Annotated in this window: 14 protein-coding genes; 10 read left to right on the top strand and 4 right to left on the bottom strand. The window is 67.2% G+C overall.

The features are described 5' to 3' along the window. Positions 1-49: 49 nt before the first annotated feature. The 5 genes from cobF to ACZ48C_RS15335 are packed head-to-tail and all read left to right on the top strand — an operon-like array spanning position 50 to position 4,263. Positions 50-823 (top strand): precorrin-6A synthase (deacetylating), encoded by a 774-nt coding sequence (cobF, locus tag ACZ48C_RS15355; RefSeq protein WP_464781633.1) that lies wholly within the window; start codon positions 50-52, stop codon positions 821-823. Further along, the gene (gene cobG / locus ACZ48C_RS15350; protein ID WP_464781632.1) at positions 820-2,145 is read left to right on the top strand and encodes a precorrin-3B synthase; all 1,326 of its coding nucleotides are present in this window, start codon (positions 820-822) and stop codon (positions 2,143-2,145) included. The genes cobF and cobG overlap by 4 nt, the downstream gene beginning before the upstream one ends. Then, positions 2,142-2,774, top strand: a complete 633-nt coding sequence (locus ACZ48C_RS15345; RefSeq protein WP_464781631.1) for a precorrin-8X methylmutase — start codon at positions 2,142-2,144, stop codon at positions 2,772-2,774. Before cobG ends, ACZ48C_RS15345 begins: the two co-directional genes overlap by 4 nt. After that, positions 2,771-3,502: a precorrin-2 C(20)-methyltransferase gene (locus ACZ48C_RS15340; RefSeq protein ID WP_464781630.1), complete on the top strand. Its 732-nt coding sequence runs from the start codon at positions 2,771-2,773 to the stop codon at positions 3,500-3,502. The genes ACZ48C_RS15345 and ACZ48C_RS15340 overlap by 4 nt, the downstream gene beginning before the upstream one ends. After that, positions 3,499-4,263 (top strand): precorrin-3B C(17)-methyltransferase, encoded by a 765-nt coding sequence (locus tag ACZ48C_RS15335; RefSeq protein ID WP_464781629.1) that lies wholly within the window; start codon positions 3,499-3,501, stop codon positions 4,261-4,263. The genes ACZ48C_RS15340 and ACZ48C_RS15335 overlap by 4 nt, the downstream gene beginning before the upstream one ends. Here ACZ48C_RS15335 and ACZ48C_RS15330 read toward each other — a convergent pair. Continuing rightward, entirely contained in the window at positions 4,227-4,997 is a 771-nt protein-coding gene (locus ACZ48C_RS15330; protein ID WP_464781628.1) for a cobalt-precorrin-6A reductase, read from the bottom strand. The two genes, ACZ48C_RS15335 and ACZ48C_RS15330, sit on opposite strands and share 37 nt — an antisense overlap. On the opposite strand from ACZ48C_RS15330, the gene cbiE reads away from it, so the two are divergent. Together cbiE and cobM are read left to right on the top strand one after the other, a co-directional pair. Next, positions 4,981-6,243 carry a precorrin-6y C5,15-methyltransferase (decarboxylating) subunit CbiE gene (cbiE, locus tag ACZ48C_RS15325; protein WP_464781627.1) on the top strand — a complete coding sequence of 421 codons (1,263 nt, stop codon included), beginning with the start codon at positions 4,981-4,983 and terminating at the stop codon, positions 6,241-6,243. The two genes, ACZ48C_RS15330 and cbiE, sit on opposite strands and share 17 nt — an antisense overlap. Before the next feature lies 1 nt (position 6,244). Then, on the top strand, positions 6,245-7,006 hold the full coding sequence (gene cobM / locus ACZ48C_RS15320; RefSeq protein ID WP_464781626.1) for a precorrin-4 C(11)-methyltransferase: 762 nt from the start codon (positions 6,245-6,247) through the stop codon (positions 7,004-7,006). Positions 7,007-7,082: 76 nt separating this feature from the next. On the opposite strand, the gene ACZ48C_RS15315 is transcribed toward cobM, so the two are convergent. After that, on the bottom strand, positions 7,083-7,937 hold the full coding sequence (locus tag ACZ48C_RS15315; protein WP_464782819.1) for a LysR substrate-binding domain-containing protein: 855 nt from the start codon (positions 7,935-7,937) through the stop codon (positions 7,083-7,085). Positions 7,938-8,015: 78 nt separating this feature from the next. On the opposite strand from ACZ48C_RS15315, the gene ACZ48C_RS15310 reads away from it, so the two are divergent. Then, the gene (locus tag ACZ48C_RS15310) at positions 8,016-9,050 is read left to right on the top strand and encodes a YeiH family protein (protein ID WP_464781625.1); all 1,035 of its coding nucleotides are present in this window, start codon (positions 8,016-8,018) and stop codon (positions 9,048-9,050) included. Between the two features lie 6 nt (positions 9,051-9,056). Here the strand turns inward: ACZ48C_RS15310 and metH are convergent, their stop codons facing one another. Continuing rightward, positions 9,057-12,851, bottom strand: coding sequence for a methionine synthase (gene metH, locus ACZ48C_RS15305; protein ID WP_464781624.1), 3,795 nt, complete (start codon positions 12,849-12,851; stop codon positions 9,057-9,059). Between the two features lie 573 nt (positions 12,852-13,424). On the opposite strand from metH, the gene ACZ48C_RS15300 reads away from it, so the two are divergent. Both ACZ48C_RS15300 and ACZ48C_RS15295 read left to right on the top strand, forming a co-directional pair. After that, entirely contained in the window at positions 13,425-21,917 is an 8,493-nt protein-coding gene (locus tag ACZ48C_RS15300; protein WP_464781623.1) for a glycoside hydrolase family 94 protein, read from the top strand. A 25-nt stretch (positions 21,918-21,942) separates the two neighbouring features. Next, positions 21,943-23,100 (top strand): OpgC family protein, encoded by a 1,158-nt coding sequence (locus ACZ48C_RS15295; protein ID WP_464781622.1) that lies wholly within the window; start codon positions 21,943-21,945, stop codon positions 23,098-23,100. Positions 23,101-23,113: 13 nt separating this feature from the next. Here the strand turns inward: ACZ48C_RS15295 and ACZ48C_RS15290 are convergent, their stop codons facing one another. After that, on the bottom strand, positions 23,114-24,871 hold the full coding sequence (locus ACZ48C_RS15290) for a glucan ABC transporter ATP-binding protein/ permease (protein WP_464781621.1): 1,758 nt from the start codon (positions 24,869-24,871) through the stop codon (positions 23,114-23,116). Between the last annotated feature and the right edge of the window lie 167 nt (positions 24,872-25,038).

The following is a 25,038-nucleotide window of genomic DNA, read 5'->3' as shown; positions in this document are numbered from 1 at the left end:
ACCCAGACCGGGCCGCAAGCCGGGAGCGCCAGCCGCACGGGAGACGGATTTGAGGAAGATACTGGTCATCGGGATCGGCGCGGGCAATCCCGAGCACATGACCGTTCAGGCCATCAAGGCGCTGAACCGGGCGGATGTGCTGCTCATCCCCACGAAGGGCGCGGAAAAGGCCTATCTCGCCGAGGTGCGCCGTGAAATCTGCGACCGTTTCCTGGAAAACCCCGCCTGCCGCATCCTCGATTATCCCGTGCCGGTACGCCGCGCCGACGGCTCCTATGAGGACGGCGTCCATGACTGGCACCGCGCCATCGCCGGTATCTACGAGCGCACGCTGCTGGACGAGCTCGGCGAGGACCAGACGCTCGGCCTCCTCGTCTGGGGCGACCCGATGCTCTACGACAGCACGCTGCGTATCGTCGGGCATGTGCGCGACGCCGGCCGAGTCGCCTTCGAGACGGAGGTCGTTCCCGGCATCACCAGCGTGCAGGCGCTCTGCGCGGGCCATGGCATCGCGCTCAACCGCATCGGCCTGCCCGTCGAGATCACCACCGGCCGCCGCCTTGCGGAAGGCTGGCCGGAATCCGCCCGCGATGTGCTCGTCATGCTCGACGGCGTGCAGGCCTTCCGCACGGTGACGGATCCGGAAGCGGAGATCTGGTGGGGCGCCTATCTCGGCACGCCGCACGAAATCCTGCTCTCCGGCCGGCTCGCCGACATGGCCGGGACCATCGCCGAGACCCGCGCGAAGGCGCGCGAGGAGCACGGCTGGATCATGGACACCTACCTGATCCGCCGTCCGGCCGGCGAGGAGGAAGCCGCATGACGGCCCCCGCAACGAGTGCCCTGCGCCGCGGCGCCTGCCCCTCGCTTTCCGCGCCGATGCAGACCGGCGACGGCCTCCTCGTGCGCCTGCGCCCCGTTGCGCCGGCGCTGACGGCCGAAGACCTGCTCGCCCTTGCCGACCTCGCCCGCGAGCACGGCAATGGCCTCATCGAGATCACCGCCCGCGGCAATCTCCAGCTTCGCGGCTTGACGGAGGCCTCGGTGCCGCGCCTTGCCAAGGAGCTTGCCGTCGCCGGCATCGTGCCGCAGACGGGCGTCGCCATCGAGGTGCCGCCGCTGTCCGGCATCGATCCCTCCGAGACCGCCGATGCGACACCGATTGCCGATGCGCTGCGCAAGGCGATCGCCGCGGCCTTGCTTACCCTCGCGCCCAAACTCGCCATCGTCGTCGATGGCGGCGGGGTGCTCTCCCTTGCCGACATGGTGGCCGATATCCGGCTCGATGCGCTTGCCGATGGTGCGGGATGGCGGCTTTCGGTCGGTGGCGACCGGCGGACGGCGCGGCCGGTCGCGGCGCTTCCAGCGGAGCGCGCCATCGCCGGCGCGATGGCGGTCGTCGCCGCCCTTGCCACCATCGGCCCGGCCGCCCGGGGGCGCGACCTCGACGCCGCGGCGCTTGCCGCACAGTTCGGCGCGGTTCCAGAACCGGCCTTCTCCGAGGTTCTTCCCAGCCATCCGCTCGGCATTCACCGCATTGGCGATGAAAGCCTGCTCGGCATCGCCCCCGCCTATGGTCAGATTCATGCCGACAGGCTCGCCGTCCTCGTGCAGGGCCTTGCTGCCTGCGGCGCTTCCGAATTCCGCCTCGCGCCGCATCGGGCGCTTCTTGTGCGCGGGCTTTCCGGGGAGAGGCTGGTGGCCGCTCAGGCCTGTGCGGATCGCGAAGGCTTCTGGCGCACGGAGACCGCGCCTGGCCGGGTCATCTCTATCTGCGCCGGTGCCGCCGGCTGCGCCTCGGCGCGCTTCGATACCCATGCCGCGGCCGATGCCGTGGTGGCGGAGGCGGGAGGCCTGCTGGACGGCTCCCTCGACGTGCACATTTCCGGCTGCCCGAAGGGCTGCGCCCATCCGGCGCGCGCCGCCGTCACGCTGTGCGGCACGGCCGCTGGCGTCGGGTTGATCCTCGATGGGCGGGCAAGCGATGCGCCCGCCGCCACCCTGCCTGCCGGCGACCTCAAGCCGGCGATCCAGCGCATCGGCACCCTTTTGCGCGCGCGCCGCATGGAGGGCGAGACGGCGAAGAGCCTGCTCGACCGCACCGCGCCCGCCACCCTTGTTTCCGCATATCAAGGCCAGCAATGACAGACTACGACTACATGAAGGATGGCACGGCCATCTATGAGAAATCCTTCGCGATCATCCGCGCCGAGGCCGATCTTTCGCGCTTTTCCGAGGCGGAATCGGACGTCGCCGTCCGAATGATCCATGCCGCCGGCCTTGTCGAGGCGGCGGCGCATTTCGTCTTCTCGCCGGACTTCGTGGGTTCGGCCCGCGTGGCGCTTCAGGCCGGCGCGCCGATCTTCTGCGATGCCGAAATGGTCGCCCGCGGCGTCACCGCCGCCCGCCTGCCGGCGGGGAACGAGGTGATCTGCACACTGCGCGACCCGCGCACGCCCGAGATCGCCCGGGAAATCGACAATACCCGCTCGGCCGCCGCCATCCGCCTCTGGCTGGAGCGCATGGCCGGTTCGGTCGTCGCCATCGGCAATGCGCCGACGGCGCTCTTCTACCTGCTCGAACTCCTGCGCGACGGCGCGCCGAAGCCGGCGGCGATCCTCGGCATGCCGGTCGGCTTCGTCGGCGCGGCGGAATCGAAGGAAGCGCTGGCGGAGAATTCCTACGGCGTGCCCTTCGCCATCGTGCGCGGCCGCCTCGGCGGCAGCGCCATGACAGCGGCCGCGCTCAATGCGCTGGCAAGGCCGGGAGTATGACCATGACGGGAAAACTCTACGGCGTGGGCACCGGCCCGGGCGATCCGGAACTCCTGACCCTCAAAGCCGTGCGCGCCATTGGCGAGGCCGATGTGCTGGCCTGGTTCGCCAAGGCCGGCGGCACCGGCAACGGGCGCGCCATCGTCGAAGGCCTGCTCAAGCCCGGCATGGTGGAGCTGCCGCTCCATTATCCGGTGACGGTCGAGATCGAGAAGGAGCACGAGGACTACAAGAGCCGGATCACGACCTTCTACGATGCCTCTGCCGCCGCCGTCGCCGAGCATCTTGCCGCCGGCCGCACGGTCGCGATCCTGTCCGAAGGCGACCCGATGTTCTACGGCTCGTATATGCACCTGCATGTGCGCCTCGCCGGCCACTTCCCGACGGAGGTCATTCCCGGCATCACCGCCATGTCCGGCTGCTGGTCGCTCTCGGGCCTGCCGATCGTCCAAGGCGACGACGTGCTCTCCGTCCTGCCGGGCACGATGGGCGAGGAGCAGCTGTCGCGCCGTCTCGGGGATACCGAGGCCGCCGTCATCATGAAAGTCGGCCGCAACCTGCCGAAAATCCGCCGGGCGCTTTCCAGTGCCGGCCGGCTCGGCGAGGCGGTCTATGTCGAGCGCGGCACGACGCCGGCCGGCAAGTCCATGCGGCTTTCGGAAAAGCTCGACGATACCGCGCCCTATTTCTCGCTGGTGCTCGTGCCCGGCTGGAGCGGCCGCCCATGACGGGCAGGCTGCATGTGATCGGCACCGGCCCCGGCAATCCGGACCAAATGACGCCGGAGGCGCTTCGCGCAGTCGAGGCCTCTACCGAGTTCTTCGGCTATTTCCCCTATATCGACCGGCTGAACCTCCGGCCGGACCAGATCAAGGTCGCCTCCGACAACCGCGAGGAGCTGAACCGCGCTGAGACAGCGCTCAAGCGGGCTGCGGCGGGCGTGAATGTCTGCGTCGTCTCGGGCGGCGATCCCGGGGTCTTCGCCATGGCGGCGGCGGTCTGCGAGGCCATCGATGCGGGACCGGAGGAATGGAAGTCCGTCGATCTCGTCGTGGTACCGGGCGTCACCGCCATGCTGGCGGTCGCCGCGCGCATCGGCGCGCCGCTCGGCCACGATTTCTGCGCCATCTCGCTGTCGGACAACCTGAAGCCCTGGGAGATCATCGAGAAGCGGCTGCGGATGGTCGCCGAGGCCGGCCTCGTCATCGCGCTCTACAATCCGATCAGCAAGGCGCGGCCCTGGCAGCTCGGCAAGGCCTTCGAGATATTGAGGGAGGTCCTGCCGGCGCAAACGCCCGTCATTTTCGGCCGCGCGGCGGGCCGGCCGGACGAGCGCATGCTGGTCATGCCGCTTGGGGAAGCAGAGGCGGAGCGCGCCGACATGGCGACCTGCGTCGTCATCGGCTCGCCGGAGACCCGCATCATCGCCCGGCCCGGCCTGCCTGACCTCGTCTATACGCCGCGCTTCCTGAAGGCACCGAGCAGATGATCGGCAAGCCGCAACGTTTCCTCGATCGTTCCGGCATGGTGGCCATCGGCCTCCGCCGCCCGCTCGACCAGCACGACGGGCAGGCCGAGGATGCGCGCAGCGACGATCTTGCCGTAGGTGGCGTCGCCGCCGGAATTCTTGCTGACGATCACCTCGATGCGGCGGTCGCGCAGCAATTCTACGTCCGCCTCGACGGCGAAGGGCCCTCGGGCGAGCAGGTATTCGACATGGGGCGAATCGAGCGGCGGGTCGACCGGATCGACGCTGCGCACGAGATAATGGTGCTGCGGCGCGGCGTCGAAGACTTTCGCCTCCTGCCGGCCGATGGCGAGGAAGACGCGGCGCGGCTCCGCGCCCAGCGCTGCCACGGCCTCGGGGATCGAGGCGACGCGCGTCCAGCGGTCGCCTTCCGTCTCCTCCCAGCCAAGGCGCTCCAGCCGCAGCAGGGGAATGCCGGTGGCTTCGCTTGCGGCGCGGGCATTGGCGGAGATTTGCCTTGCGAAGGGATGGGTCGCGTCGATGAGGAGATCGATGGCCTCGCCCCGAAGATAGGTGGCAAGCCCCTCGGCGCCGCCGAAGCCGCCGCTGCGCACCGGCACCGGCTGCGGCGCGGGATCGAGCGTGCGGCCGGCGAGCGACAGCGTGACGGCAAGATCGGCCCTTCCGGCGAGCCGGGCCGCAAGGTCGCGCGCTTCGGTCGTGCCGCCCAGAATGAGGATGCGTCTATTGTCCACGCCTGATCCAGCTCCCTTGCCCGCCCCATGGCTCACCATCGTCGGCATCGGCGAGGATGGTCTAGCCGGTCTCGGCAACGAGGCCAAGGCCGCCATCGCCGGCGCCGAACTGGTCTTCGGCGGCGCGCGGCACCTGGAGCTTGCCGATGCGGCGATCCGCGGTGAGCGGCATGCCTGGCTCAGCCCCTTCGAGCGCTCGGTCGAGGCGGTGCTGGCGGCGCGGGGGCGGCCGGTCGCGGTGCTCGCCTCGGGCGATCCCTTTTTCCATGGTGTCGGCGTCACGCTTTGCCGGTGCATCGCGCGGGCAGAAATGCGCGTCTTCCCCGCCCCCTCCTCCTTCAGCCTCGCCGCATCGCGCCTGGGCTGGGCACTGCAGGATACGGCCTGCATCTCCCTGCATGGCCGCCCCATCGATCTCATCCGCCCGCATCTCCATCCCGGCAGCCGCATCCTCGCTTTGACCTCGGACAGCGATGGCCCGGCGGCGCTTGCGGCCCTATTGGCCGAGAGCGGCTTCGGCACTTCGCGACTGACCGTGCTGGAGGCCCTCGGCGGCACGCGGGAGCGGGTGAGCAGCCACCGGGCCGACCGCTTTGCCCTTGCGGATGCCGACATGCTGAATGTCTGCGCCGTGGAGGTCGTGGCTGGCGAGCGGGCGCGAATCCTCCCCTATACGCCGGGCCTGGACGACGGCCTTTTCGAGCATGACGGCCAGATCACCAAGCGGGAGGTCCGAGCCCTGACGCTTTCGGCGCTCGCGCCCCGGCACGGCGAGCTTTTGTGGGATATCGGCGCGGGCTCCGGCTCGATCGGCATCGAGTGGATGCTGGCCGACCCCTCGCTCCGGGCGATCGCCATCGAAGGTCATCCGGAGCGTGCCGCCCGCATCCGCCGCAATGCGCGAGGCTTCGGCGTGCCGGGGCTTTCCGTCGTGGAAGGCACCGCGCCCGAGGCATTGGCCGGGCTTGCCGCGCCCGACGCCGTCTTCATCGGCGGCGGCGGCAGCGAGGCGGGGGTGATGGAGGCGGCGCTTGCCGGCCTGAAACCCGGCGGGCGGCTCGTCGCCAATGCGGTGACGACGGAAATGGAAGCCGTGCTTCTCGCCCGTCACGCCCGGCTCGGCGGGTCGCTCATCCGTATCGACATCGCGCGGGCTGCGCCCGTCGGGCAGATGACCGGCTGGCGGCCGGCCATGCCGGTGACGCAATGGCGCTGGGTGAAGCCGGCTCAACAAACTGGGGAATGACATGACCGTTCACTTCATCGGCGCCGGCCCGGGGGCCGCCGATCTCATCACCGTTCGCGGCCGCGATCTCATCGGCAAATGCCCGGTCTGCCTCTATGCCGGCTCCATCGTCTCGCCGGAGCTGCTGCAATATTGCCCGCCGGGCGCGCGCATCGTCGATACGGCGCCGCTGTCGCTCGACGAGATCGAGGCGGAATATGTCCGCGCCGCCGAAGCGGGCGAGGACGTGGCGCGGCTGCATTCCGGCGATCTCTCCGTCTGGAGCGCAGTCGCCGAGCAGATCCGCCGGCTGGAAAAACATGGGCTTGCCTATACGATGACGCCGGGCGTGCCCTCCTTCGCCGCCGCCGCCGCCGCGCTCGGGCGCGAGCTGACCATCCCGGCCGTCGCGCAGAGCCTCGTGCTCACCCGGGTTTCCGGCCGGGCCTCGCCCATGCCGAACCGCGAGACGCTGGAGGGGTTCGGCGCAACGGGGGCGACGCTCGCCATTCATCTCGCCATCCATGCACTCGACAGGGTGGTGGAAGAGCTGACACCGCTCTATGGCGCCGATTGCCCGGTCGCCATCGTCGTCAAGGCTTCCTGGCCGGACGAGCGCGTCGTGCGCGGCACGCTCGCCGATATCGCGGCAAAAGTGGCGGAGGAGCCCATCGAGCGCACGGCGCTGATCTTCGTCGGCCGCACGCTCGCGGCGGCGGATTTTCGCGAGAGCGCGCTCTACGATCCCACCTATCAGCGCCGGTTCCGCGGCAGGTGCGACTAGAGTATTTCCGCTTTTCCTCGAAGCGAGAAAACGCTCCAGCTATTTATTCTAGCGCAATTCCGGGCGTAGAACTGCTTCAAAGCAGCTTTTCGAAGGCAAGGGCGGCCTTGGAGCGGTAGCGCTCCTTGTGCCGCAGCAGGCGGAAGGCGCGCTCGGGCAGGTCGAAGGCGACCAGCGCGAGTCGGCCGGTGGCAAGGTCGTCCCGCACCACATATTCCGAGACGGCCGTCAGCGCATTGCCGGCCAGAACGGCGCTGCGTACCGCCTCGTTGGAGGGCAGCGACAGTGCGATATCCAGCGCCGTCTCGTCGAGAGCCGAGGTCAGCGCGCTGCGCGTGCCGGAGCCGGGTTCGCGCAGGATCCAGCGGGCCTGCGTCAGTTCGTCCGGCATGACCGGCCGGCCGGCGAGGGGATGGCCCGGGGGCGCGACGACGAGCACCCGGTCGCGGGCGACGATGCGCTGCGACAATGCGGGGTGATCGACCTCGCCTTCCACGATGCCCAACTCCGCCCGCCCCTCCAGAACGGCCTCGGCCGCCTGCTCCGTATTGCCGCCCACCATGCGGATGTCGATGGCCGGATAGGTCTCGTGAAAGCGGAGGAGGAGCGGCGGCAGCCAGTAACCGCCCACCGTCTGGCTGGCGGCGATGGCGAGCGTGCCGCGCTTCAGGCCGCCGATCTCGGTGAGGAAGAGGTCGGCGCTCGTCGCGCGCGCCAGCGTCGCCCGCGCCTCGGGCAGGAAGGCAAGGCCCGCCTCCGTCAGCTCGATCCGCCGACCCGTGCGGTGGAAAAGAGCGATGCCGTAGCGCTCCTCCAGGACGCGGATCGCCGAGCTCACCGCGGATGGTGTGAGGTGCAGCGTCTCGGCAGCCCGGGTGAGGTGCTCGCGCTCCGCCACGGCGGTGAAGATGCGAAGTTGTTCCAATGTCATCATCGTTCGATCCAATCGAATGAAACATCAGATATTTGCCGATGGATCGAATGGTTTTTCAAGCGCATTGATCTGCGCATGGAAAAAACACCCAAAAAACATCCGATCCTTGGAATTCGTGCTTTGGCGCCGGGCGTGCTTCTCTCGGCGTTGGTCTCTGGCCTCGCGCTCGCCGCCGAACGCGCGGAACTCAGGCTGACGGGCGGCGCGTGGATCGAGGCTCTGGTGCTGGCGATCCTTATCGGTTCGCTCGTGCGCCTCTTTTTGCGCCGGCCGGAAGCCTTCGATCCCGGTATCGCCTTCTCGGCCAAGTATTTCCTGGAGGTCGCCATCGTGTTGCTCGGCGCCGGCGTCAGCGCGGCGGCGATCGCCGGCATGGGCCTGCCGCTGATCGCCGCCATCGCGGCGGTGGTTGCGATGGTCCTGGTCGCCAGCTACGGGATCGGCCGGGGGCTCGGGCTTTCGCGCCGTGTCGCGCTGCTGGTCGCCTGCGGCAATTCCATCTGCGGCAATTCCGCGATCGCCGCGACCGCGCCGGTCATCCATGCGGATGCGGAGGACGTCGCCTCCTCCATCGCCTTCACGGCGGTGCTCGGCATGGTGACGGTGCTGCTGCTGCCGGCGCTGGTGCCGCTGCTCGGCCTGTCGGCGACGGGCTACGGGGTGATGGCGGGCATGACGGTCTATGCGGTGCCGCAGGTGCTGGCCGCCACCGCCCCGGTCTCGGCCCTCAGCATCCAGATCGGCACCTTCGTCAAGCTGATGCGCGTGCTGATGCTCGGGCCGGTCGTCTTCGTGCTGTCGCTCGTCTCGGGTAAGGCGGGCGGGCGCCGGCCGGCGCTGCACCGGCTGGTGCCGTGGTTCATCCTCGGCTTCCTCGCCATGCTTTTCGCGCGCAGCTTCGGTCTCATCGATGCCGGGCTCGCCGGGACCATGAGCAAGGCGGCCACCGTGCTGACCATCCTCTCCATGGCCGCGCTCGGCCTCGGCATCGACCTGAAGCGCGTCCTGCGCGCCGGTCCACGGGTGACGGTGGCGGTCGTGCTTTCGCTCGGCCTGCTGGTCCTCGCCAGCTATGCCATGGTGCTGCTGCTCAACCTTGCGACGGCCTGAGAGGTCTCAGGCCGCGTCTTCCCGCACGGTCGTCGGCACGTAGTTGAGCACGGGGCCGAGCCAGCGCTCGACATCGCCGACCGCCATGCCCTTGCGGCGCGCATAGTCCTCCACCTGGTCGCGCTCCACCTTGGCGACGCCGAAATAGTAGCTTTCGGGCGAGGCGATGTAGAGGCCGGAGACGGAGGAGCCAGGCCACATGGCATAGCTTTCCGTCAGCTCGACGCCGATCTCCTTTTCCGCGTCGAGCAGGCGGAAGAGCGTCGTCTTCTCCGTGTGGTCCGGCTGGGCGGGATAGCCCGGCGCGGGGCGGATGCCGGCATAGGGCTCGCCGATCAGGTCGGTGGGCGAGAAGGTCTCGTCCGGCGCATAGCCCCACAGTTCCTTGCGGACATATTCGTGCATGCGCTCGGCGAAGGCTTCGGCGAAGCGGTCGGCCAGCGCCTTGACGAGGATCGAGTTGTAGTCGTCGTTCGCCCGCTCGAAGCGCTCGGCGATGGCGATCTCGCCGATGCCGGCCGTCACGACGAAGCCACCGAGATAGTCCTTGCGGCCGCTGTCGACGGGCGCGACGAAGTCGGAGAGCGCCACGTTCGGCCGGCCGTCCCGCTTGGAGAGCTGCTGGCGGAGCGTGAAGAAGGTGGCGAGGTCCTTGTCGCGCGCCTCGTCGGTGAAGAGCCGGATATCGTCGCCGACGGTGCCGGCCGGCCAGAAGCCGACGACGGCCTTCGGCGTGAACCATTTTTCCGCGATGATCTGGTTCAGCATCGCCTGCGCGTCGGCAAAGAGCTGGCGGGCCACCTCGCCGTGCTTCTCGTCCTCGAAAATCCGGGGATAGACGCCTTTCAGCTCCCAGGTCTGGAAGAAGGGTGTCCAGTCGATGTAGCGGGCGAGTTCGGCAAGGTCCCAGTCCTGGAAGACGCGGGTGCCGAGGAAGGACGGCGTCTTCGGTTCATAGGCCGACCAGTCGGCCTTGAAGGCGTTGTCGCGGGCCCTTGCGATGGGAAGGCGCTGCTTTTCCGCCTCGCTGCGCGCATGGGCGTCGGCGACCTTGCGGTATTCGGCCTTCAGGGTGTCGACATAGCCGGGCTTCATCTCCGCCGACAGCAGGCTGCCGACGACACCGACGGCGCGGCTGGCATCGGTGACGTAGACGGCCTGGCCGCGCTCGTAGCGCGGGTGGATCTTGACGGCCGTGTGCACGCGGCTCGTCGTCGCCCCGCCGATGAGCAGGGGGATGTCGAAGCCTTCGCGCTCCATCTCGGCGGCGACATGGGCCATCTCGTCTAGGGAGGGGGTGATGAGGCCGGAAAGGCCGATGATGTCGACCTTCTCGGCCTTCGCCGTCTCGAGGATCTTCGTTGCCGGCACCATGACGCCGAGGTCGATGATCTCGTAATTGTTGCAGGCGAGCACGACGCCGACGATGTTCTTGCCGATATCGTGCACGTCGCCCTTGACGGTCGCCATCAGGATCTTGCCGGCGCTCTGGCGTTCGTCGCCGCCGCCGCCATTGGCGAGCTTCTCCGCCTCCATGTAGGGCAGCAGCACGGCGACGGCCTGCTTCATCACGCGGGCGGACTTCACCACCTGCGGCAGGAACATCTTGCCCGCGCCGAAAAGGTCGCCGACGACGTTCATGCCGGCCATCAGCGGGCCTTCGATGACGTGGAGCGGGCGCTCGGCCTTCTGCCGCGCCTCTTCCGTGTCCTCTTCCACGAACTCGGTGATGCCGTTGACGAGGGCGTGCTCCAGCCGCTTTTCCACCGGCCATTCGCGCCAGGCAAGGTCGCGTTCCTTGGCTTCCTTGCCGCCCGCGCCCTTGAAGCGCTCGGCGATCTCCAGCATGCGCTCGGTGGCGGTGCCGCCGGCTTTGGGCACGCGGTTCAGCACCACGTCCTCGCAGGCCTCGCGCAGCTCGGGCTCGATCGTGTCGTAGACGGCGAGCTGGCCGGCATTGACGATGCCCATGTCCATACCCGCCTGGATGGCGTGGTAGAGGAAGACGGCGTGCATCGCCTCGCGCACCGGCTCGTTGCCGCGAAAGGAGAAGGAGAGGTTCGAGACGCCGCCGGAAATGTGGACATGCGGCAGCGTCGCGGTGATCTCGGCGGTCGCCTCGATGAAGTCGACGCCGTAATTGTCGTGCTCCTCGATGCCGGTGGCGACGGCGAAGATGTTGGGGTCGAAGACGATGTCCTCGGGGGCGAGGCCGGCGACTTCGGTCAGCAGCTTGTAGGCGCGGGTGCAGATCTCCACCTTGCGCGCCTTGGTGTCGGCCTGGCCTTTCTCGTCGAAGGCCATGACGACCACGGCGGCGCCGTAGGCGCGCACGAGCCTGGCATAGCGCAGGAAGGCTTCCTCGCCTTCCTTCAGCGAGATCGAGTTGACCAGCGGCTTGCCCTGAACGCATTTCAGGCCCGCCTCGATGATCTCCCACTTGGACGAGTCGATCATGACCGGAACGCGGGCGATGTCCGGCTCGGCGGCGATGAGATTGAGGTATTCCACCATCGCCTTCTGGGAATCGATGAGGCCCTCGTCCATGTTGATGTCGATGATCTGCGCGCCGTTGGCCACCTGGTCGCGGGCGACGTCGAGGGCGGCCGCATAGTCGCCGGCGGTGATCAGCTTGCGGAATTTCGCCGAGCCCGTGACATTGGTGCGCTCGCCGACATTCACGAAGGGAATGGCCTCCGTCAGCGTGAAGGGCTCGAGACCGGACAGGCGCATATGGCGCGGGATATCCGGGATTTGGCGCGGCTTGTGGCGCGCGGCGGCTTGCGCGATGGCGCGGATATGGGCGGGCGTCGAGCCGCAGCAGCCGCCGACGATGTTGACGAGGCCGTCGCGCATGAAGCCTTCGATCTGTTCGGCCATTTCCTCCGGCGTCTCGTCGTACTTGCCGAAGGCGTTGGGCAGGCCGGCATTCGGATAGGCGCAGACGAAGGTCTCGGCGACCGAGGAAATCTCGGAGAGATGCGCGCGCATGGCATTGGCGCCCAGCGCGCAGTTGAGGCCGATGGAGAAGGGCGTGGCGTGACGCACCGAGTTCCAGAAGGCCTCCGGCGTCTGGCCGGACAGCGTGCGGCCGGAAAGGTCGGTGATCGTGCCCGAGATCATGACCGGCAGGTGGATGCCCTTTTCCTCGAAGACCTCGCGGGTGGCGAAGATCGCGGCCTTGGCGTTCAGCGTGTCGAAGATGGTCTCGATGAGGATGATGTCGGCGCCGCCGTCGATGAGGCCGCGCACCTGCTCGGCATAGGCGGTGCGCAGGTCGTCGAAGGTGACGGCGCGGTAGCCGGGATTGTTGACGTCCGGCGAGATGGAGGCGGTGCGGTTCGTCGGGCCGAGCGCGCCGGCGACGAAGCGGCGGCGGCCGTCCTTCTGCTCGGCGCGCAGGCCCGCGCGGCGGGCAAGGCGCGCGCCGTCGCGGTTCAGCTCATAGACCATGTCCTGCATGCCGTAATCGGCCTGGGCGATGGTGGTGGAGGAGAAGGTGTTGGTCTCGAGGATGTCCGCTCCGGCCAGCGCGTAGCGGTAATGGATGTCCTCGATGGCGGCCGGCTGCGTCAGCGTCAGGAGGTCGTTGTTGCCCTGCTGGTGACAGGCACAGTCGCCGAAACGGTCGCCGCGGAAGTCCTCTTCCACGAGCTTGAGCGTCTGAATCTCCGTGCCCATGGCGCCGTCGAGCACGAGGATGCGCTCCTCAGCGGCAGCCTTGAGCGCGGCCAGAACTTCGCTGCCGTCGCGCGGCGGCTGTTCGGGGCCGAACAGGGTGTCCAGGTGGGAATTGGCCATGGGAGCCCTCCGGTACTGACAAATCGTATATTGGAGATCACATAAAGATATCTTTATGTCAATATGTGTTCATTCGCGCAGATCGATTCAACGCCCGGCGGAAGGAGCCGCCAAGGGGTCGTTCATGGCAATACCCGGATCGGCGTTTCGTTGCGAGCGCTATTGCGGCCGGATTGCCCCAAGGTTGCCGGAAAGGGCGGTTGTAATGCCCCGCAGGAACTTTTCGCACGGTTGCGCGTTGCGCTTCGCCAGTATCCTGTCTTCCCTCGCGTCAAACGAGGGGCGCAGGGATTCACCAAAACCGCAGATGAGGGTCCATGCTGCGCCATCCGGTCCTGTTGACATGTTGCAAGTCTCTGTCCTTACGGCTAAAAAATGCCGTTTTCATGCACCACGCGGCCAGGATGCCAATCAGCGTGTCGCCTGAGCCAGTTCCATCCGTGAAGCGCCCCGAGGGCGCCGCCCGGTGTCATGGCTGATCGCGGCGCCGAGACGAAGCCTGTCCGCGACAAACCCTCCGGCGCCAAGGCCGCCGCCGGTTGGCTCACCATGGCCGGATCCAGAATCAGAAACATGCCCCTTCACAATACGCCGCAAGCCCCGCGTGATGCCGATGCCAAGCACATCGACTACAACGATTCCATCCGCGCCACCTATCTGACGCTGGAGGAGCTGGCCGAGTGCGGCGAAGCGCTTGCGCGCGACAGGACGGCGGCCCTGCCCGGCTACCAGCCCTTCGAATTCCGTCCGCGGCACAAGGAGAACGAGAAGGAGATCTTCCGCGTCTACCAGGCGACCGCACGGGACGTGGAGGCCGGTGCGCAGATCACACCCGCGGCCGAATGGCTGCTCGACAATTATTACGTCATCGAGGAAGCGATCCAGGAGGTCCGGCGCGACTTCCCCCGCCGCTTCTTCCGGCAACTGCCGACCATCGAGATCGACGGCAGGCCGGTTCCCCGCACGCTGGCCATCGCCTGGCTCTATGTCGCCCATACCCATAGCGGCGTGTCGGTGGAAAGCCTGACGGCCTTCGTGCAGGGCTTCCAGAAGCTCGATGCGCTGAAGATCGGCGAACTCTGGGCGCTGCCCTCCTTCATCCGCTTCGTGCTGCTCGAGAATCTGCGGCGTATTTCCAGCCGCGTCGAGCGCTCGCGCAAGATGCGCTTCAAGGCGAACGAGGTGGCCGACGAGCTGATCCGCCTCAACGATCCGGAAAAGTGCATCGCCTATCTCGGCTCGCTGGAGAGCTTCGTCGAGGACAATACTTTCGTCATCCAGCTTCTCTATCGCCTGCGCGACGGCCTTCAGGCTTCCGGCGCGGTCATCCAGTGGCTGGAGCGCAGGATCGAGAGCCGCGGCAGCGACCTCGAAGAGCTGATCGTCGCGGAGAACAACCGCCTGTCCTCCGGCAACGTGACGATGAGCTCGCTCATCAAGAGCCTGCGCACGGTGGACGACACCGAATGGCCGGTCTGGTTCGAGAGCGTCAGCCGCCTCGACGAGGCGCTGCGCCAGAGTTCGGACTACAGCGACCTCGATTTCGGTTCGCGCAACAAATACCGCAACACGATCGAGCGTTTCGCCCGCCGCTCCGGCAAGACGGAACTGGAGGTCACCGAGACCGCCATCGCCATGACGGCCGAAGACGCGGCCGCCCATGGGGACGATCCCGACTACGAGGCCAATGTCGGCGCCTTCCTCGTCGGCAAGAAGCGCAAGCTTCTCGAAAAGCGCATCGGCTACCGCCCCTCGCTCGTCCAGCGCATCGTGCGCCTGACGCGCAAGCTCGACTGGCTCGCCATCGCCGGCCCGAACATCATCCTCACGCTGCTGGCGATGATCGCGGTCTATTATTTCCTCGACCAGCTCGACATTCCGAACGGCGCATGGCTGATCATGCTCGTCCTCTTCGCGCTGCCGGCCTCGGAAGGCGCGACGGGTCTCTTCAACACGCTCGTCACCTTCTTCGTCACGCCCTCGCGGCTCGTCGGCTACGAGTTCAAGGACGGCATTCCCGAGGATGCGCGCACGCTGCTCGTCGTGCCCTGTCTGATCTCCAAGCGCGACCATGTGGACGAGCTGGTGCGCAACCTGGAAGTCCACTATCTGGCCAATCCGCGCGGCGAGATCTATTTCGCGCTGGTCAGCGACTGGGCCGACAGCCAGAGCGAGGAGACGCCGGCCGATCTCGACGTCCTGGAATACGCCAAGCGCGAGATCGCCACGCTCTCGGCCCGCTATGCCTATGACGGGCGCACGCGCTTCTACCTGCTGCACCGCCGCCGCCTCTACAATCCTTCCGAAGGGGCGTGGATGGGCTGGGAGCGCAAGCGCGGCAAGCTGCACGAGCTGAACCTTCTGCTGCGCGGCGACGGCGACACGACCTTCCTGCCGGGCGCCAATGTCGTTCCGGCCGACGTCAAATATGTCATGACGCTCGATTCCGACACGCGCCTGATGCGCGATGCCGTGACCAAGCTCGTCGGCAAGATGCACCACCCGATCAACCGCCCGGTCATCGACGAAGCGACGGGCGAGATCGTCGCCGGCTATTCCATCCTCCAGCCGCGTGTCACGCCCTCGCTGACGACGGGCAAGGAAGCCTCCACCTTCCAGCGCATCTTCTCGGCCGACCGCGGCGTCGACCCTTACGTCTTCACCGTTTCCGACGTCTATCAGGACCTTGCCGGCGAAGGCACCTTCACGGGCAAGGGCCTCTACCATGTCGACGCCTTCGAGGCGGCGGTGAAGGGGCGGATCGGCGAGAACGCCGTTCTCAGCCACGACCTGCTCGAAGGTTCGCTCTCGCGCTGCGCGCTGGTGACGGACGTGGAACTCGTCGAGGACTTCCCGACGCGCTACGGCGTCGAGACCTCGCGCCAGCATCGCTGGGCGCGCGGCGACTGGCAGCTGCTGCCCTATCTCTTCGGCCCGTCGAGCGGCATTCCCATGCTCGGCCGCTGGAAGATGTACGACAACCTGCGCCGCAGCCTCATTCCCATCGGCTGGCTCGTCGCCTCCGTCATGGGCTGGTACTACATGGAGCCGCGCCAGGCGCTGATTTGGCAGCTCGTGCTGATCTTCCTGCTCTTCGTCGCGCCGACGCTCTCGCTCATCTCGGGCATCATGCCGCGCCGCAGCGACATCGTCGCGCGCGCCCATGTGCACCGCGTCTTCTCCGATATTCGCGCGGCCAATGCGCAGGTTGCCTTGCGGATCGTCTTCATCGCCCATTCGGCGGCGCTGATGGCGGACGCCATCGTGCGCTCGCTCTACCGCACCTTCATCAGCGGCAAGCTGATGCTGGAATGGCGAACGGCCGCGCAGGCCGACAGCGGCGCGCGCGGCGGCATCCTCGCTCATTACAAGTCGATGTGGCAGGCGCCGGCGCTCGCGGTGTTCTCCGTCGCGCTCGCCATGATCTCCAAGACGGGCCTGCCCTTCATCGGCGTTCCCTTCGCGCTCGTCTGGATGCTCTCGCCGATGATCGCCTGGTCCGTCAGCCAGACGGCGGAGACGGAGGACCAGCTCGTCGTTTCCGACCATGTCGCGACCGAGCTGCGCAAGATCGCGCGGCGCACCTGGCGCTATTTCGAGACTTTCGTCACCGCCGAGCAGCATTTCCTGCCGCCGGACAACTTCCAGGAAATACCGCAGCCGGTTCTGGCCGAGCGCACCTCGCCGACCAATATCGGCGTCTACCTGCTCTCGGTCATCTCGGCGCGCGATTTCGGCTGGCTGAGCTTCGAGGAGACGGTTCGCCGCCTCGAGCAGACCGTCGCCACCATCGACGGCATGCCGAAATACCGCGGCCACCTCTACAACTGGTATCGCACCAACACGCTGGAAACGCTCGGGCCGCGCTATGTCTCGGCGGTCGACAGCGGCAACCTCGCCGGCCACCTCATCGCCATCTCCTCCATGTGCCGCGAATGGGCCGAAGCCCCGTCGGCGCATCTCCAAGGTAGCCTCGACGGCATCGGCGACGTCGCCGCGATCCTTTCGGAAACGCTCAAGCAGCTTCCGGACGACCGCAAGACCGTGCGCCCGCTGCGCCGCCTCATCGAGGAGCGTATCGAGGGCTTCCACAACGCGCTCGCCGCCGTCAAGCGCGAGCACGAATTCGCCTCGATCCGTGTCATCAACCTTTCGGTGCTGGCGCGCGACGTGAACAAGCTGATCGTCAATCTCGACCACGAGATCAAGTCGCCGCAGAGCGCGGAGGTCGTGCACTGGGCGGGCGCGCTGGTCTCGACCTGCGAGGCGCATATCGCCGACAGCGTCTTCGACCTCGGCAGCATCGAGGCGCTGCGCGACCGGCTGGCCGTGCTGCGCGACCGGGCGCGCGACATCGCCTTCTCGATGGATTTCGGCTTCCTCTTCCGCCAGGAACGACGCCTCCTTTCCATCGGCTACCGCGTCGAGACGAACGAGCTGGACGAGGCCTGCTACGACCTGCTTGCCTCCGAGGCGCGCCTGACGAGCCTCTTCGCCATCGCCAAGGGCGACCTGCCGACCGAGCACTGGTACAAGCTCGGCCGCCCGGTCGTTCCGGTCGGCTCGCGCGGCGCGCTCGTCTCCTGGTCGGGCTCGATGTTCGAATACCTGATGCCGCCGCTCGTCATGCAGGAGCGCCAGGGCGGCATCCTCAACCAGACGAACAATCTCGTCGTCGTCGAGCAGATGAACCACGGCCGCCGCCTCGGCACGCCCTGGGGCATCTCGGAAGCGGCCTTCAACGCCCGCGACCACGAGCTGACCTACCAGTACACCAATTTCGGCGTGCCGACGCTTGGCCTCAAGCGCGGCCTTGGCCAGAATGCGGTGATCGCGCCCTACGCGTCGCTCCTCGCCACGCAATATGCGCCCAAGGCGGCGTTGGAGAATCTCGAACGCCTGCGCAAGCTCGGGGCGCTCGGCGTCTACGGCTTCCATGACGCCGTCGACTTCACCCCGACGCGCGTGCCGGAGGGCAAGACCTGCGCGGTGGTGAGGAACTACATGGCGCACCATCACGGCATGTCCATCGCCGCCGTCGCCAATGTCGTCTTCAACGGCGTGCTGCGCGAGCGCTTCCATTCGGACCCCGTCATCGAGGCTGCCGAGTTGCTGCTGCAGGAAAAGGCGCCGCGCGACATCCCGGTCATCAACGCCAAGCGTGAGCCGGAAACCGTCGGCAGCACGCAGGCCGACCTGCTGCGTCCGGAAATCCGCATCTTCAAGGATCCGATCTCCCGCGAGCGCGAGACCGTGTTCCTGTCGAACGGCCATTACTCCGTCATGCTCACGGCGACCGGCGCGGGCTATTCGCGCTGGAACGGCCAGTCCGTCACCCGCTGGAAGCCCGACCCGACGGAAGACCGCTGGGGCTCCTTCCTCTTCCTGCGCGACATGGGGACGAACGAATGGTGGTCCGCCACCGCCGAGCCCCGGCGCATCGAGGGCGAGGTGACGAAGACCCAGTTCGGCGACGACAAGGCGGAGTTCATCAAGACCGTCGGCACGCTGACCAGCGAGGTCGAGTGCATCGTCGCCACCGAGCACGATGCCGAAGGCCGTCGCCTGACGCTGCTCAATACGGGCACGGAGGACCGCTTCATCGAGGTGACCTCCTATATGGAGCCCGTCATCGCGACGGACGACGCCGACAACGCCCATCCGCTCTTCTCGAAGATGTTCGTGCGCACCGAAATCGGCAAGCGCGGCGACGTCATCCGCGCGGAGCGCCAGAAGCGCAATCCGAACGAGCCGGACATGGCGATCGCCCATCTCATCGTCGACAATGCCGGCCCCTCGCGCCGCACGGAGATCGAGACGGACCGCCGCCGCTTCATCGGCCGCGGGCGCTCGCTGCCGACTGCCGCCGCCTTCGACGCCGGCGCTCAGCTCTCGGGCACGGACGGCTTCACGCTCGATCCGATCCTGGCGCTGCGCCGCGTGGTGCGCGTTCCGGCCGGCAAGAAGGTCAAGGTCATCTTCTGGACCATCGCCGCGCCGAGCCGCGCCGAGGTGGATGCCGCCATCGACCGCTATCGCCACCCGGATGCCTTCAACCACGAGATGATTCATGCCTGGACGCGCTCGCAGGTGCATATGCGCCATGTCGGCGTCACCTCGCAGGAGGCGGCGAGCTTCCAGATGCTCGGTAAGTACCTGACCTATCCGGACATGCATTTGCGGGCCGATACCGGCACGATCGAGACGGGGCTCAAGGCGCAGTCGGCGCTCTGGCCGCTGGCGATTTCCGGTGACTTCCCGATCTTCATCGTACGCATCAACGACGAGATCGACCTCGACGTCGCCCGCGGGGCGTTGCGCGCGCAGGAATATCTGCGCCACCGCGGCGTCACCGCCGACCTCGTGATCCTCAACGAGCGCGCCGCCTCCTATGCGCAGGACATGCAGCACACGCTCGACCAGATGTGCGAGGCGCTGCGCATGCGCGGCCAGTCGGACGGCGTGCGCCAGCATGTCTTCACGGTACGCCGCGACCTGATGGAGGTCTCCACCTGGCAGGCGCTGCTGGCGACGGCCCGCGCCGTCTTCCACGCCCGCAACGGCACGCTTTCCGACCAGATCGCCCGCACCGTCTCGCTCTTCTCGACGCCGCGCGGCGAGGAGGAGGCAAAGGCGGATGCGGATGCAATCGTGCCGAAGCTTCCGGCGCCGGAAGGCGAGCCCGTCGCCATCGATGGCGAGGGCCTTTCCTTCTGGAACGGCTTCGGCGGGTTCAACGTCGACCGGCGCGAATATGCCGTGCGCCTGCGCGGCGGCGAGGCGACGCCGCAGCCGTGGATCAACGTCATCTCCAACCGCGAATTCGGCTTCCACGTCTCGGCGGAAGGCGCCGGCTTTACCTGGAGCCGCAATTCGCGCGACTTCCAGCTCACGCCCTGGACAAACGACCCGGTCATCAACCGCCCCGGCGAGGCCTTCTATGTGCGGGACCGCGACCGCGACACCGTGATGACGCCCTTCGCCGCCCTTTCGCGCAAGCGGACGGTGAAGTTCGAGACCTGGCACGGCCTCGGCTACACGGCCTTCCGCAGCTGGGAGGACGGCATCGAGCTCGATCTTGTCCAGACGGTCGATCCCGAGGACCCGGTGAAATATTCGCGTCTCGTCGTGAAGAATACCGGCGAGACGGCGCGCAGCCTCACGGTCTACGGCTATGTCGAATGGGTGCTCGGCAACAATTCCGCCAAGACGGCGCCCTTCGTCGTGACGAGCCATGACGAGGAAAGCGGCGCGCTCCTTGCGACCAATCCCTACAGCCTCGAATTCTCCGGCCGGACCAGCTTCTTCGGCGTCAATGCGCCGGTGGCGGGCTTCACGGCGCGGCGGCGCGATTTCATCGGCCGCACCGGCGATATCGTGCTTCCTTCGGCCGTTGCGGCGGGGCAGCCGCTTTCCGGCAGTGTCGACGGCATCGGCGACCCCTGCGCGGCGCTCGCCGTCGACATCACGCTGAAGCCCGGCGAGAAGCGCGAGCTCCTCTTCATGCTCGGCGACACCGCCGATGCGGAGAGCGCCCGCGCGCTGGCCGGCAAGAGCCGGGCGGCGGATTTCGATACGGTCATGGCGTCGGTCCGCTCCTTCTGGGAGCGCTTCACCGGCACGCTCCAGGTCAAGACGCCCGATGCGGCGCTCGACCGGATGGTCAACGACTGGCTGCCCTATCAGGCGCTCGGCTGCCGCATCATGGCACGCACCGCCTTCTACCAGGCGAGCGGCGCTTATGGCTTCCGCGACCAGCTGCAGGATACGCTCGCCTTCATCATGCATCACCCGGAGCTGGCCCGCACGCAGATCCTCAACGCGGCGGCCCGCCAGTTCGTCGAAGGCGACGTGCAGCACTGGTGGCTGCCCGATACCGGCGCCGGCGTGCGCACGATGATCTCCGACGACGTCATCTGGCTCGCCCATGCGGTGGAGTATTATTGCCGGGTGACCGGCGACCGCGGGCTGCTCGACGAAAGGCTCGCCTTCATCGAGGGCCAGCAGCTCGCCGAGGGCCAGCACGATGCCTTCTTCAAGCCCGACCGGTCATCGGAAGAGGCCTCGCTCTATGACCATTGCGCCCACGCGCTCGATCTCGCGCTCCGGCGCACCGGCGAGAACGGCCTGCCGCTGATCCTCGGCGGCGACTGGAACGACGGCATGAACCGCGTCGGCGAGGATGGGCGCGGCACGAGCGTCTGGCTCGGCTGGTTGCTCGCCGGCACCCTGCGCGGCTTCCTGCCGATTGCCCGCGAACGGGGCGATCACGGCCGCGCCGAAATCTGGGAAGGCCATCTCGGCCGGCTGAAGGAAGCGCTCGAAACGGCGGGCTGGGATGGCGGCTACTACCGTCGCGGCTATTACGACGACGGGACGCCGCTCGGCTCGGCGGCAAGCGCCGAATGCCGCATCGATTCCATCGCCCAGAGCTGGAGCGTGCTCTCCGGCGAGGGCGAGCCTGCGCGCTCGCGGCAGGCGATGGACGCCGTCATGGCCGAACTCGTCGACAAGGAAAACGGCATCATCCGCCTGTTCACGCCGCCCTTTGCCGAAACCCCGCAGGATCCGGGCTATATCAAGGCCTATCCGCCGGGCGTGCGCGAAAACGGCGGCCAGTATACCCATGCGGCGACCTGGGTCGTCCTGGCGCTGGCGCGCCAGGGGAGGGGCGACGACGCCTATGCCTGCTTCGATCTCCTCAACCCGGTCAGGCATGCCCTCGACCCGGAGGCGGCCGAACGCTACCGCGTCGAGCCCTATGTCGTGGCGGCCGACGTCTACGGTGTCGGCGAGCGCACCGGGCGGGGCGGCTGGAGCTGGTACACGGGCTCGGCCGGCTGGCTCTACCGGGCGGCTGTCGAGGGCATTCTCGGCATCCGCAAGGAAGGCGGCCGTCTCTTCGTCGATCCGGTGCTTCCGGCGGCGTGGAACGGCTACAGCGCCACCCTCACGCTCGACGGACGGAAGCTTTCGATCCGCGTCGATCGCGGCGAGGACGGTGGATGGCAGGCAACCGTGAACGGCACTGTCATCAAATCTTCAAACGAGGGCTATTTGCTCTGATCCGCACCACGCGGATCAGAGTATCATGGCAGACAGACATGGACCGACAGGCGTCGTGCCGCGGCAACGCGACACGCGCCTCGACGTCTTCCGGGCCCTCGCCCTCCTGACGATCTTCGTCAATCACGTTCCGGGCCAGTACCTGGAGCACCTGACGCACAAGAACTTCGGCTTTTCCGATTCCGCGGAGGCCTTCGTGCTGATCTCCGGCATGTCCGTCGCGCTCGCCTATGGCGCGCGCTTTGCGGTCGGCGAGCGGCTCGCCCTGACGCTGCGCATCCTGCGGCGGGCGCTGACGCTCTATATCGCGCATATCATGACGAGCATCATCACCTTCGCGATCTTCGCGGGCGGGGCGCTGTGGTTCGCGCGGCCGGACCTGCTTTCGGAGATCAACCTGCGCGCCGTCGTCGACCGCACGGATGAGGGCGTCGTCAGCATGGTGCTGCTCGGCCACCAGTTCGGCTACAACAACATTCTGTCCATGTATGCCGTGGTCTTCCTGATGCTGCCCGGCTTCCTCTGGCTCTACCGGCAGAGCGCGCGCCTGCTGCTCGCCGTGTCGGGAACGATCTGGCTCTGTGCCGGCATCTGGCGGATCGCGCCGTCGAACTTCCTCGACGACGGCTACTGGTTCCTCAACCCCTTGTCCTGGCAGTTCCTCTTCGTCATCGGCTTCGTCGGCATGATGCGCGCGAAGGGGAGGGGCATTCCGCGCCATCCGGTGCTGACGGCGCTTGCCGCGACCTATCTCGCCGTCTCGATGCTCTGGGTGGTCCTCTCCTGGTGGTTCATCGACTTCTCCTACGGCCTGCCGGCGGTGCTGACCGGCTTCGACAAGACCTTCCTCTCCGCCACGCGGTTGCTGCATGTGCTGGCGGGGGCCTATCTGATGGCGACGATCCCGGCGCTTACCGGATGGGCGGCGCTGCCGCTTTCCCATCCGCTGGTGGCGATGGGGCGGCATTCGCTTGCCGTCTTCATCTTCGGCACGATCCTTGCGATGGCCGGGCAGGTGCTGATGTTCGTCACGGGGAAGAACCCGCTGCTCGGGACGCTCTACGTGCTGCTCGGCATCGCCCTCCACTTCGCCTATGCGCGCTATCTCGACTGGCAGGCCGCGGTCATCGCCAATGCAAAACGGCAGGGCCTCGAGGCCCTGCCGGTCAAAAGCGATCCGTAAGCGATGACACCCGTCAGGCGGCAGTGTGGCTCTTGCGCACGTCGTCGTCGGTCAGGATGCCGCTGGCGCGCAGCAGCGCGGCGAAGCGGCCGTTGCTCTGGCTGAGGTCGTTGAACGTTCCCATCTCGGCGATCTGTCCGTGATCCATGAAGACCACCAGATCGGCCTCGCGGACCGTCGACAGGCGGTGCGCGATGATGAAGGTCGTGCGATTGCGGCGGAGCGAATCGATCGCCGCCTTGACGCGTGCCTCCGTCTCCACGTCGAGCGCGCTGGTCGCCTCGTCGAGCACGAGGATCGGCGCGTTCTTCAGGATCGCGCGGGCGATGGCGATGCGCTGGCGCTCGCCGCCGGAAAGGCGGTTGCCGCGCTCGCCGACATGGGTGTCGTAGCCGCTCTGGCGCGAGGTGATGAAGTCGTTCGCCGCCGCCGCTTCGGCGGCCGCCACGATCTCCTCCTGGCTCGCGCCCTCGCGGCCGAGGCGGATATTGTCGGAGATCGAGCGGTTGAGCAGGCCCGCATCCTGGAAGACGGTGGCGATGGAGCGGCGCAGCGACTTGCGCGTCACCGTCGCGATATCGACACCGTCGATGAGGATCTGGCCGGACTGCGGCTCGTAGACGCGCTGCAGGAGATTGACCAGGGTGGTCTTGCCGGCGCCCGTCGGGCCGACGATGGCGACCGTCTGGCCGGCTTCCACCGTGAAGGAGACATCGCGCACGCCCTGCGTGGCATTGGCGAAGTCGAAGCTTACATTGCGGTACTCGACCTTGCCCTTCACCTCGCCGAGCTCGCCGGCATCGCTCGGCTCCTCGCGGTCCTTGACGGCGTCTTCCAGCGTGAAGAAGTCCTCCAGCTTGGCGCGCGCCTCGAAGATCTGCGTGGCGAAGGCCTTCATCTGGTCGAGGCGACCGATCAGCAGGCCCGCAAAGCCGATGAAGGCGATGACGTCGCCGACGCGAATCTCGCCCTTCTGGACGAGTACGGTGCCGATGACGAGAATCGTCATCATGGAGATGGTGGAGGCGATGCGGTTGAGCGCGCTGGCGAGCGCCCACCAGTCGAGCACCGGGAACTGCGCGTTGATCAGGCGCTCGGCGAAGCCCTTCAGCTCGCGGGTTTCCGCCTCGATACGGTTGTAGCTGTGCACCACCGAGACGTTGCTGATCGAGTCCGACACATGGGAGAAGACGGTGTGGTAGTGGTTCTCCACCGACGCCTGTCCCTCGCGCGTGCGGTTCATCACCGCCTTGCCGATGAGGACATAGAGCGCGCCGAGCACCACGAGCACCAGCGACAGGCGATAGTCCATCGTGAAGGCGGTCGGGATGAGGAGGGCGAGCGCGATGGCGGTGGCAAGATGCGTGCGCATGAATTCGAGCCAGAGGCCGAACAGCGTCTCGCAGGCGCGCAGCAGCGTGTGCAGCGCGTTGGAGGTGCCGCGCTGGCTATGCCAGGCGAGGGGCATGGAGATGATGCGGCCGAAGGCTTCCGTCAGCAGACTCGCGCGCCGTCCATGGGCCAGCCGGTCCGCCTCGCGGGCGACGAGCACATAGGCGATGGTGTTGAACAAGCCGAAGCCCGCCCACATCAGAAGCAGCGGCGTGACGGCGCTCTTGCTGGAGATGGCATCGATGATGCGGCCGAAAAGGATGGGCTCGGCAATGGTGATGACCGCCAGGATGACGTTGGCGGCGACGACGAGACCGACTCGAAGCTTGTAGGTGCCAAGATAGCTGAGGGCTCTTGCATAGACCTGAAACAAAGACACGGGAATGGAGCCTTTCCGGCGATACCAGTTATGCGGTGCAGCGAGCACCTTCTGTCCCTTCGCTGCGGGTATTAATCAGCGGAAGCGACAAAAGTTCTTCCGCGTCAAGCAAATTTCATGACCGCCCTGACATCTTGCGTGATTTTCTCATTTTCACGGCAGCCATG

This window comes from Shinella sp. 1A1 (assembly GCF_055379515.1).
Note: the sequence above shows the minus strand (reverse complement) of the source record. Positions and strands in the feature narration are given on the sequence as shown.